An 11,779-nucleotide genomic window follows, 5' to 3' on the forward strand; every position below is an offset into this window, starting at 1 on the left:
GGATTGGCTCCGCGAGCCAGTCGGCGCAGTCGGCCATTTCGGTCCGCGAGGGGAGTGGACCGTGGTCATCGCGATCAGAAAGCCGTATTTCGGCAGGTATGCCGAGTGGTCATGCGGAAAGCATTTTCTACGGCAGTATTACTTTTGTACTATGATGCTGAATCATGGGGGGCGATGGACGGTTTCCATTGCATCCTGCCCGAATTGCCGGAGCCTGGTGCGTGCGTCTGATTGCTGATGAAAAAACGGTTCCTCGTATCCATCTGATCGGAACCTTGGTCATTGTGCTGCTGCTGACCCTCGGGTTGGGGGCCTTCTTTTCCTGGCAAAGCCTGGAAGAGCAGCGGGCGTCGCTGGCGCGGATCGAGAAGACGGCGCGCGAGCAGGTGCAGGCGCGGCTCAAGGCGGAAACCGAGAATGCGGTCAGCTTTGTCGAATTCAACCGTTTGCGGACCGAGAGCGTGCTGCGGCGCAGCCTGGTCGAGCAGGTCGATACCGCATTCCAGATTGTTGAAGCGATTTACCAGCGCGAGTCGTCGCGCCGGCCACCGGCCGAGGTCAAGCGGTTAATTGTCGAGGCGCTCCGCCAGGCCCGTTTTTACGACGGGCGCGGCTATTACTTCATCGACAGCATGCAGGGCGAGTTCATTCTGCTGCCGACCGCACCGCAGTTCGAGGGCAAGGTGATCCTCGATAACCGCGACGATACCGGGCATTACATCATGCGCGGCCTGATCGAGGCGGCCCGCCGGCCGCAGGGAGAGGGCTTTTCGCGCTACCGTTGGTATTCGCCGGACAATCCCAAACAGATGTCGGACAAGCTGGCTTATGTCCGTTATTTCGCGCCTTTTGACTGGCTGATCGGCACCGGCGACTATCTCTACAAGTGGGAGCAGTTGCAGCAGCGCGAAACCCTGGAGCGCCTGCGCTCGTTGCGCTTTGGCGAAAGCGGTTACGTCGGGGTGTTGGGTATGGACGGGACCAGCCTGCTATCGCCTTCGGACGAGGGGCTGGAAGGAACGCATTTCAACCGCATGGCCGACCTGCAGAAGGCGGGGCTGGAAGTGATCCACCGGCAGGCCCAGGCCGGGGGCGGTTATGTCAGCTATCCCTGGCCGCATCCGAAAACCGGACTGCCAGAGATCAAGCAGGCGCTGATCACCGTGGTTCAGCCGTGGAACTGGGTGCTGGTGGCGACCGTTTTCGAGGATGAGTTCAGCAATACCGTCGAGCGCGAGGTGGCAGCCTATGCCTCCGGCGGAGGTGGCCGCCTGTGGCGCCTGTTTTGGGTCGGGCTGGGGGCGCTGGCGCTGGGGTTGCTGGCTTCGGCACTGTTTTCCTATTGGTCGCAGGCGTTGTTCCGGCGCTATCACGCGCAAAACCAGCAACAGGCCGAGCAGTTGCTGGCGCAGGCTGAACAGTTGCAGACCCTGTCGCTGGCCATCGAACAGAATCCGGCCTCGATCATGATGACCGATACCGAGGCGCGGATCACCTATGTCAATCCCAAGTTCGAGTCGCTGACCGGTTATCCGCGCAGCGAGGTGCTTGGCCACAATCCGCGCTTCCTCAGCGGCGGCAACCTTGCCCCGGAGAGCTACCGCGCGATGTGGCAGGCACTGGTGGCGGGCGAAACCTGGCACGGCGAATTCCTCAACCGGACCAAGGACGGCCGCTTGTTCTGGGAGCGGGCCTCGATTTCGCCGATTGTCGATGCCCAGGGTCAGATTCGCCAGTACATCGCGATCAAGGAGGACATCACCCAGCGCAAGCAGGACGAGGCTGCGCTGCGGGCCAGCGAGTACAAGATGGCGACGATTCTCGACACGGTCGATGCCTTCATCTACATCAAGGGTCCGGATTATTGCTACCAGTACGCCAATCGCCGGGTGCGCGAACTGTTTGGCTGCGAGCTGGAGGAAATCATCGGCCAGCCCGACGAATGCTTCTTCGATGCGGCGACGGTGGCCAATCTGCGGCACAACGACCGGCGTGTGCTGGAAAACGGGGAGCGGGTGGTCGAGGAGGAGGTGAATACCAGCACCGATGGGCAGATCACTTCGGCCTATCTGTCGATCAAGATTCCCTTGCGCGATGATCACGGGCAGGTTCAGGCTTTGTGCGGGATTTCGACCGACATCACGACGCGCAAGCAGGTTGAATCGGAGCTGGAGCAATACCGTCATCATCTGGAGGCGCTGGTCGAGTCGCGCACCACCGAACTGTTGCAGGCCAAGGAAGCCGCCGAGGTGGCCAGCCGGGCCAAGAGCGCCTTCCTGGCCAACATGAGCCACGAGATTCGCACACCGATGAACGCGATCATCGGCCTGACCCATTTGTTGCAGCGCGATGTGCCGGACGCGGCAGCACAGGATCGCCTGGGCAAGATCGCCTTTTCGGCCCAGCATCTGCTGAACGTGATCAACGACATTCTCGATTTCTCGAAAATCGAGGCCGGTCACCTCAGTCTCTGCGAGCAGGTTTTCCGCCCGCGCGAAATGCTCGATCAGGCCTTGAGCCTGTTGCAGGAAAAAGCCGAGGCCAAGGGACTGCGCTTGCGTGGCGAGGTTTCCGGGCAGGTGCCGCAAAGCCTGTATGGTGATTCTTTCCGCCTCGGGCAGGCCTTGCTCAATTACCTCGGCAATGCGGTCAAGTTCTCCGAGCAGGGGGAAATTGTGGTGTCGCTGACGGTCGACCGTGAACTGGCCCCCGGTCGGGTGCTGTTACGCCTCGCCGTGCGCGACCAAGGGGTGGGTATTGCCCCTGACAAGCTGGGTCGCTTGTTCCAGCCTTTCTCGCAAGCCGACGATTCGACCACCCGGCGTTATGGCGGTAGCGGTCTGGGGTTGGCGATCAACAAGCGGCTGGCCGAGTTGCTGGGGGGCGAGGTCGGAGTCGAGAGCGACCCCGGTCAGGGGAGTTGTTTCTGGCTGACAGCGGCTTTCGCGGTCAGCGAACCGATGCCCGAGGACAGCGCCAATGCCGGAGCGGCCGGTTCGCCACTGGAACAACTGCTGCAGCAAGCAAGCGGTTGTCGGGTGCTGCTGGTCGAGGATGAGCCGATCAATCAGGAGGTTGCCCGCGAATTGCTCGAAATGGCCGGTTTGCGGGTTGAGCTGGCCAGTGACGGTGCCGAGGCCGTGGCGCGGGTGAGGGATGAGGCGTTCGCGCTGGTACTGATGGACATGCAGATGCCGGTGATGAGCGGGGTCGAGGCGACGCGGGCGATTCGCGCCTTGCCCGGACGGGCTGAGCTGCCGATCCTGGCGATGACCGCCAACGCTTTCGAGGAAAACCGCCGTGAGTGCCTGGCGGCCGGGATGAACGACCATATCGGCAAGCCGGTCGATCCCGACCTGCTCTATCAGGTCTTGTTGCGCTGGTTGCCGACGACGCCGTCTTGAGCCGTTGTCGCACTCCGGCGCCAGGCGCGCAGGAAATTCAGCGAATGACCATAGGCGTGGGCGATCTGGGCTTGCGGGTAGCGATGCTGGCGCCCGACCGGGCAAGCCTCGCGGGCGTGGCAGGTGACGGCGCAGGGCGAGTCCGCTTGCAGCCGGTAATCGAGGCAGGTCGCCAGTTGCAGTTCGCCGCTGGTTAGCGCGCCGGCTGGGCAGGCATCCAGGCAGGGGCGCTCGCGGCAGGCGGCGCAGGGATGTTCACGGTCAACCGGCGGCGTCGGCAAAAAGCCGCCGGCAGTCAGCAGCAGCGCGCGGTAGGCAAACCAGGTGCCGTATTCGGCGTCAATCCCGACCATGAACGGTGCTGCCCGGTGCCAGCCGGCCAGTTGCCCGAGCGCCTGCAGGCCGGGAGCCTGCGCGCCGGGATAGAGAATCTGGCGCAGGCAGCCGGAAAATAGCCGCTTGACGCAGTCGACCGTGTAAGCGTCGATCGGATCGTCGCCGCCGACGGTGCCGGCCTGCTGTGCTGCGCTCACCTGTTGCCAGAGCAAAGGTCCGGCATGCGCCAGCAGCACCAGTTCCTGCCAGTCACTGGCCGGCAATTGCGCCAGTAGCGCGGCCGGCAGTTCGCTGCGGCGGAAGATCGCGTGCCGGTTGAGCCCGGCGGCGGCCAGCCCGGCGGCAGGGAAGGGCTCCGGGGGATGGGCAGCGGCGGCTATTTCAGTCGCCACGCCGGCCCGTCTCGGCTTTGTCGCGCCGTTGCGCCAGCCACAGCAGCAGCGCGTCGATCGCGGTACTGCCGGCCTGGGCCTTGGGGTGATTGATCAGGAAGCTGACGCTGTAACGCCGGCCTTGCGCGTCGAGCGCGTAGCCGGCGGCGGTCTTGACCCCGTCGAGGGTGCCGGTCTTGATGTGGGCGCGGCCAGTCGCAGCGCTGTCCTTGAGCCGCCGTTTCATCGTCCCGTCGATGCCGACAATCGGCAGGCTGGCGATGAACTCGGGCATGGTCGGGCTGCTCCACGCCGCCAGCAGCAGCCGGTTGAGGCTGTCGGCGCTGATCCGTTCCTGGCGCGACAGGCCGGAGCCGTTATCGACTACCAGTTCGGGAAAGTCGAGCCGTTGCTGGCGCAACCAGTCGTCGAGACGCTGGCGCGCACGCTCGGTGGTGGCCGCTTCGCCGTTGCCGTTGCCGAGCGCCAGGTAGAGATGGCGGGCCATCACGTTGTTCGAGAACTTGTTGATGTCGCGCACCGCATCGGCCAGCGGCGCCGATTCGTGTTCGCTGAGCAGGCGGGCGCCGGGCGCCAGCGTGCCGCTGCGGACACGGCCGCCGAGGCTGCCGCCGAGTTCGCTCCACAGTGCGCGGAGCAGGCCGTCGGCCTGGGCGTCGGCGGCGAGTGGGGCCAGATTGAGCGTCTTTTCGCCGCACTGGCGGCTGTAGCTGCCGGTGAACACCAACCGCCAACCGCTGCCGCCCGGCTCGGCCTGCAGCTTGGTCAGAATCTGGTCCGGCCACTGGCGCGGACAGGGGCCGTCGCCGTAGCGCAACTGGTTGTCGAGGCGCAGGCCTTCGCTCGGGGTTTCCTGCAGCAGGCGCGGTTGCGGACCGCCGTCGGCGATAAAGCTGAAGCGCAGCGCGCGGAAGTTGAGCAGCAGCGCGTCGGGGCCGACGTTGTAGGGGCGCATCGGCTTGTCGTCGAACGCGCCGGGGTCAGTCTCGGGAAGGGCAAAGGCGCTGCGGTCGAGCACGATGTCGCCGGCGATGTGGCGGATGCCGCGAACCCGCAGCTGGCGCAGCAGCGACCACAAATGCTCGATGGCAAAGCGCGGGTCGCCACCGCCCTTGAGGGTCAGATTTCCGTTCAAAACGCCGTCGACCGTGGACGCCTCGCTCCAGGCGCCGGTTTTCCAGGTATGTGCCGGGCCGAGCAGTTCGAGCGCGGCATAGGTGGTGAGCAGCTTCATCACCGAGGCCGGATTCATCGCGGCGCGGGCATTGTGACTGAGCAGCGGCGCGCGGCCATCGACCGGCTGGACGACGACGGCGACGTGGCTGGCCGGTATTTGCGCTGCCTGCAACGCTTGCTGTACCGGGGGCGGCAGTTCGCCACGGGCACCGCTGGCGAACAAGGCCAGCAGCAGCGCCGCCGTTTTCAAGCTGAAGCGCTTCATGCCGGGCTTTGCGCCAAGGTCGGGTAGTCGAGATAGCCGTGTTCGCCGCCCTGGTAGAAGGTGTCACGGTCGACCGGGTTGAGCGCGGCATTTTGCCGGAAACGCTCGACCAGATCGGGGTTGGCGATCCAGGCCGTACCGTAGGCCACGGCATCGCACAAGCCGGCCTGCAGCCGGGCTTCGCCCTTGTCGCGGGTCATGCTGCCGTTGGTGATCAGCGGCATGCTGGCGAGCGGGCGGAAGTGGGCGCCGACATCGGCCAGCGCGCCCTCGGTATCGGCGATCTGCTTGGGATGCAGCGGTTCGGTCAGGTGCAGATAGGCAAGGCCGTAGGCATTGGCGTCGCGCACCACCTGTTCCCACATCGGCACCGTGTCGGCGTCGACGTGCAGGCCGTGGAAACGGTTGAGCATCGGATTGAGGCGGAAACCGACGCGGTCGGCCGGGATCGCGCTACAGATCGCATCCAGGGTTTCGCGGAAGAAGCGGGCACGGTTGGCGTGGCTGCCGCCGTATTCGTCGTCGCGCTGGTTGGACTGGGCCGAGAAGAACTGGTGGAAGAGGTAGCCGTTCGAGGAGTGGATTTCGACGCCGTCGAAACCGGCGGCCAGCGCATTGCGCGCGGCCTGCGCAAAGTCAGCGACGATGCCGCGAATCTCTGCCTTGCTCAGCGCCTGCGGAGTTACGGTATCCGGCTGGCCGCTCGGCGAGAACATCTGCCACAGCGGGTTGATCGCTGAAGGAGCGACCGGCGGCAGGCCGTCGTGGAATTCAGGCAGCGACAGGCGGCCGCAGTGCCACAGCTGGCAGACAATGCGCCCGCCGCGCTGGTGCACCGCGTCGGTAATCAGACGCCAGCCGGCAATCTGCTCGGCCGACCAGATGCCCGGGGTGTAAGGGTAACCACGGCCGCGCGGCGAAACGATGGTGCCTTCGGAAATGATCAGGCCGGCGCCAGCGCGTTGCGCGTAGTACTCGGCCATCATCGGCGTCGGGACGTAGCCGGGGTTGTCGCAGCGGCAGCGGGTGAGCGGGGCCATGACGATGCGGTTGGCCAGTTCGAGGGCGCCGAGCCGGACCGGCGTCAGCAGTTGCAACGGAGGGGAGGCTGTCATCGCAAATGAAAATGGGGAGCTCGAAAGCTCCCCATTCTACGGAGTGGTGCCGTTCAGCGGTAGAGGCGGAAGGTTGCGATCAGGCGATCGAGCTGGGCCGCCGTCTGCAGCAGTTCGTCGGCCGCCTGTTTGGCTTGCTGCGCCGAATTGGCGTTGCGGTTGATCAGGTCGCTGACCCGCTGCATGCTGTTGGCAACTTCGGCGCTGGCCGTGCCTTGTTGGGTTGCTGCATCGGAAATATGCACCGCCATGTCGGAAACCTGGCGCGACGATGCGGTGATGTCGGTCAGCCCTTCGACGCTGGCGCGCAGCTTGTCGATCCCGGTTTCGACCTCGCGGGCGGCGAGGTCCATGCTGTGCACCGCCTGCGCGGTGACCGACTGGATTTCGGCAACCGTGCTGTTGATGTCGCCGGTCGAGGTGGTGGTGCGTTCGGCCAGCTTGCGCACCTCGTCGGCCACCACCGCGAAGCCGCGCCCCTGTTCGCCGGCCCGGGCGGCCTCGATTGCGGCATTGAGCGCGAGCAGGTTGGTCTGGCTGGCAATGTCGGCAATCACCTGGGTCATGTCGCCGATCTTGGCAATCGACTGGTTGAGTTTTTCGATGGTTGCATTCGACGAATGCACGGCATCGACGACGCGCGAGGTCGCCGCCATGCTCTGGTTGATGTTCTGATTGCTGCGGTCGACCTGCTCTTGCGAGGCCCGGGCGGCGCCAGCCGTCTCCTGCGCATTGAGCGCCACTTCCTGTACCGACTGGCTGAACTCTTCAGTGGCGGCGGCGACGCTTTCGACGCTCGCCTGCTGTTCAAAGCTTTGCGCCGAAACCTGCTGCATCTGGTGTTCCAGCTGGTCGCAACGCTGGTCGATGCTGCGCGAGGCGGTGCTGATCTCGTCGAGCATGGCTTTCAGTGTCGCCTGCATGGTGGCCAGGTTGCAGAGCAGCAGGCCGGTTTCGTCGCGTCCGGAGATGTCGATGTTTTCGGTCAGGTCGCCCTCGCTGATCCGCTCGAAATGGCCGATCGCGGTACGGACCGAGCCGACGACGCTGCGGCTGACCAGGGTGCCGGCAATGCCGGCAATCGCCAAGGCCGCGAGGAGCAGGCCGAGATCGATATTGCGGGCTTGCTGGTAGGATGCTTCGGCGGCGACATAGGCCTGTTCAGCGTCCTTCGCCAATGCAGTGATCAAGGCCTCGCCATCCTTGCGCATTTCACCGTAAAGCGGGTTGATCTTCTGCAGCAGGGTCAGGTTGGCGGCGCCGAATTGCCCTGCCTTGAGCTGTTCGCGTGCAGCGTTAACCCCCTCGCGGGAAAAACGTTCGCGGGTTTCGCTGAACTTCGCGAGCAATGCCTGTTGGCTGGCGCTCAGCGGTATTTTTTTCAGCTCTTCGAGCAGGGTGTTGATTTCCTGGCGGTTGTTCAGCGTGTTCTGGATGTGCATGTCGAGCGGATGATCATGCATGCTGACAAACGGGCTGCCCGGGTCGTGCTGCAACGCGAGCATGATCTGCGAGCGGTTGTCCGAAAGCAGGAACATCATCCGGTTGACCAGGTTCGACGGCTGCAGTTGCTGCTGATACATCAAGCGCAGCTTGTCGTCGGTGCTGCTCATCTCGCTGAGGCCAAGCCCTCCGACCAGGATCAGCATCAGCACCAGCGCCGCCATCGCGGCCCACAGACGGGCGCCCAGCGACAGGATGCGGCGGCCGGTGGTCGGCAGCTTGCCGTCCAGTCCGCTTGCCTTGTAGAGGGCTTCGGCGGCCGCCTTGCGGTCTGCGCTGGGGGGCGTGCGTACCGACATGTAACCGGTGGTCTGGCCATTCTTCTTGATCGGCACGACAAATGCCTCGACCCAGTAGTGGTCGCCATTCTTGCAACGGTTCTTGACCAGACCGCGCCAGGGGGTGCCGGATTTGACGGTTTGCCAGAGGTCGGCAAACGCGGCCTTGGGCATGTCCGGGTGGCGGACGATGTTGTGGCTTTGACCGATCAGTTCGTCACGGGTGAAGCCGGAAATCTCGACAAAGGCATCGTTGCAGTAAGTGATGCTGCCTTTGAGATCGGTACGGGAAACCAGGTAGGTGTTCGGAGGAAAGGGAACTTCGCGTTGGGTGACCGGCTGATTGTTCTTCAAGGCATCGCTCCGCGCAGACCTTGGTGGCGGTCGCCACACAAGCGTCAGTAAATTGTAATAATCCCAGCGATTCTAGCCGGAACTATGTCTTTTGTGGCGGCTGAAAGCTCTTGAATTACTTGTGATTTTTGTTGTTTTTGTAAAATCCATGCTGTTCTTAATGTTTTTGTATTGGCTCAGTGGCGCTCTTCGCGGAAGCGTTGCCGGATTTCGGCAATTTCCGGTAGCAGCCCAAGAAACAGCTCAATCAACGTCGGGTCGAAATGCCGCCCAGCCTGCTCGCGCATGAAGGCCACCGCTTCGGCTTCCGGCCAGGCTTTTTTGTACGGCCGCTCGGAGGTCAGCGCGTCAAATACATCGGCAATGGCGGTAATGCGGCCAACCAGTGGGATTGCTTCCCCGGACAGACCGTTGGGATAACCGCTGCCGTCCCATTTTTCATGATGGGAGAGGGCAATGGTGTGCGCCATCTCCAGCAGTTTGTTGCCGCTGGCACTTGCCAGAATGTCGGCGCCGATACTTGCATGGGTTTCCATGACGGTCCGTTCTTCCGGACTCAGGCGGCCTGGTTTGAGCAGGATCAGGTCGGAAATCCCGATTTTCCCGACATCGTGCATCGGGCTGGCGTTGAGTACCAGTTCGCATTCGTCGCGTGCCATGCCGCAGGCCTTGGCCAGCAGTTCGGCAATGTGGCTCATGCGCATGATGTGGGCGCCGGTTTCGTTGTCGCGATATTCCGAGGCGCGACCGAGGCGGCGGACGATTTCCAGCTGCGATTCCTGCAAGGCGCGGGTGCGGGCCCGCACCATGTCTTCGAGTACGCTGTTTTGCTCATGGACGAAACGGTGGGCCATGTGGGCGTGCAGCATGTTGCGGACGCGGGCCAGCAATTCGTAACGGTCAAAGGGTTTGCCAAGGAAATCGCGGGCGCCGGCGGCGAAAGCACGCAGCATGATCTCGCTGCGTGCCTGGGCGGTCAGGATGATGATCGGTGGTAGCAGCGGGTCGTTGAGCGCGGCCAGTTGCTCCATCACCTGAAATCCGTCGAGATAGGGCATGTTGATGTCGAGCAGGATCAGGTCGGTGCGTGCCTTGCGATACAGCGGCAACACATTGCGCGGGTCGTCGATCAGTTCGAGATTCTCGTAGCCGTCGGTTTGCAGCATCTTGTTGAGCAGCTTGAGATTGGCCGGCTCGTCGTCAACGACCAGGATGCGGGCGGCTTTGGTTTCGATCATCATGGAGCGGGCAGGCATGGTGCTGGCAGAAGCTGGTTCACGGTCGACGCGCAGATATTAGCTTTTTTCCGAAGCTGCCGCTTGGCCCCTGCGGCTGGCAAAAGGGTGGGGCGCGAGTTTGTCGACAACCGGAGGCTAGTGGTGTCGTTGTACACTGACTTTGAGAGCCACTAGCACGCAACCATGGGGGTTTTGACACTCTCAATTTGTACCCGCCGTGCCTAGTTGTTCACTGAAAATGGGAGTTTCTGGACGATTGATCACTCAAGTTGAGAGTCTTTTGAAGCAACTGATGATCTCTTTATCGCGGGCGTGTAAGAATTTTTGTGTAAACGGTCATTTGGCAGGAAACTGCCACGCCCCAAGGAGCGATGATGGCCGTAGCAAGGAAAGCAGTACCCAAGGAGTTGCTGGACAGCCTGTTGGCTGACTATCGGAAGCCTGAAGACCTGATTGGCGAGAACGGCTTGCTCAAGCAGCTCACCAAGTTGCTGGTCGAGAAAGCGTTGGAAGCGGAGATGGCCGACCATCTCGGCCGCGGCAAGAATGAGCCGGTGGGGAATCCGGCGGGCAATACGCGTAACGGAAAGAGCCGTAAGACGCTCAAAGGGGAATTCGGCGAACTACCGATAGAAATTCCCCGCGACCGCCACGGCACCTTCGAGCCGCAGTTGATTCCCAAGCACCAGACCCGCTGGACGGGCTTCGACGACAAGATTCTGTCACTGTACGCTCGGGGCATGACGGTCCGCGAAATCCAGTCGCACCTGGAAGAGATGTATGGCGCCGAGGTCTCGCCAACACTGATTTCATCAATCACCGATGCCGTGGTTGATGAGGCCAAAGCCTGGCAGTCACGGCCGCTGGACAGCATCTACCCCATCGTTTATCTGGACTGCATCCACGTCAAAGTCAGGGATGGCAGCGTACGGGTCAAAGCCGTCTATCTGGCGATTGGACTCAACTTGGCCGGTGAGAAGGAAGTGCTGGGGCTGTGGATTGCCCAGACGGAAGGCGCCAAGTTCTGGTTGCAAGTCGTCACAGAACTCAAAAACCGGGGGGTGCAGGATATCTTCATTGCCTGCGTCGATGGCCTGAAGGGCTTTCCAGAGGCCATTGAAGCCGTTTATCCCCACGCCGCCGTTCAACTGTGCGTCGTCCATATGGTTCGGCATAGCCTGAACTACGTCTCATGGAAAATGCGCAAGGCTGTGGCCGCTGACCTCCGGCGGATTTACACCAGCGCTACTGCTGACGAAGCGGAGCAAATGCTCGGCGAATTCGAAGACAAATGGGACGATGCCTACCTGCCCATTAGCCAGTCCTGGCGCCGCAATTGGCCGCGAATCATCCCGTTCTTCGACTACCCGCCGGAAATACGTAAAGTCATCTACACGACCAATGCGATTGAGTCGGTGAACATGAGCCTGCGCAAAATCACCAAGAACCGAGGCTCGTTTCCTAGCGATGAGGCACTGATGAAATTGTTCTACCTGGCACTGCGCAACATCAGCCAGAAATGGACACTGCCTATTCGGGATTGGAAGGCAGCATTGACCCGATTTACTATCCAGTTCGAAGACCGGATGAACAACCTGTAACTCAAACCCCGTTTACACAAAATTCCAGACACGCCCTGCACCGGATCCTTAATTCTTTCCTCCTGAAATTCACGCATGCAAGTGTTGTGATTGAATTTCAGAATACGTACGCCTTGT

General features: G+C 62.3%; 7 protein-coding genes. 2 read left to right on the forward strand and 5 right to left on the reverse strand.

Features of this window, described 5'->3' with window-relative positions:
* The first annotated feature begins 221 nt into the window (after window positions 1–221).
* A complete protein-coding gene (locus VX159_RS01450; RefSeq protein ID WP_371324214.1) occupies window positions 222–3,404 on the forward strand; it encodes a cache domain-containing protein in 3,183 nt (1,060 codons plus the stop codon).
* Here the strand turns inward: VX159_RS01450 and VX159_RS01455 are convergent.
* The 5 genes from VX159_RS01455 to VX159_RS01475 form a co-directional block, all read right to left on the reverse strand.
* A complete protein-coding gene (locus VX159_RS01455) occupies window positions 3,365–4,132 on the reverse strand; it encodes a hypothetical protein (protein WP_371324215.1) in 768 nt (255 codons plus the stop codon). The genes VX159_RS01450 and VX159_RS01455 overlap by 40 nt on opposite strands.
* On the reverse strand, window positions 4,122–5,573 hold the full coding sequence (gene dacB / locus VX159_RS01460) for a D-alanyl-D-alanine carboxypeptidase/D-alanyl-D-alanine-endopeptidase (RefSeq protein WP_371324216.1): 1,452 nt from the start codon (window positions 5,571–5,573) through the stop codon (window positions 4,122–4,124). The genes VX159_RS01455 and dacB overlap by 11 nt, the downstream gene beginning before the upstream one ends.
* Window positions 5,570–6,688 carry an alkene reductase gene (locus VX159_RS01465; protein ID WP_371324217.1) on the reverse strand — a complete coding sequence of 373 codons (1,119 nt, stop codon included), beginning with the start codon at window positions 6,686–6,688 and terminating at the stop codon, window positions 5,570–5,572. The genes dacB and VX159_RS01465 overlap by 4 nt, the downstream gene beginning before the upstream one ends.
* A gap of 53 nt (window positions 6,689–6,741) precedes the next feature.
* Complete coding sequence (locus VX159_RS01470; RefSeq protein ID WP_371324218.1) at window positions 6,742–8,823, reverse strand: methyl-accepting chemotaxis protein; 2,082 nt, start codon at window positions 8,821–8,823, stop codon at window positions 6,742–6,744.
* 176 nt (window positions 8,824–8,999) lie between these two features.
* Window positions 9,000–10,079 carry an HD-GYP domain-containing protein gene (locus VX159_RS01475; RefSeq protein ID WP_371324219.1) on the reverse strand — a complete coding sequence of 360 codons (1,080 nt, stop codon included), beginning with the start codon at window positions 10,077–10,079 and terminating at the stop codon, window positions 9,000–9,002.
* Window positions 10,080–10,435: 356 nt separating this feature from the next.
* On the opposite strand from VX159_RS01475, the gene VX159_RS01480 reads away from it, so the two are divergent.
* Window positions 10,436–11,662, forward strand: a complete 1,227-nt coding sequence (locus VX159_RS01480) for an IS256 family transposase (protein WP_371325481.1) — start codon at window positions 10,436–10,438, stop codon at window positions 11,660–11,662.
* Window positions 11,663–11,779 lie beyond the last annotated feature (117 nt).

Source organism: Dechloromonas sp. ZY10 (assembly GCF_041378895.1).
Taxonomy (GTDB): Bacteria; Pseudomonadota; Gammaproteobacteria; order Burkholderiales; family Rhodocyclaceae; genus Azonexus; species Azonexus aquae.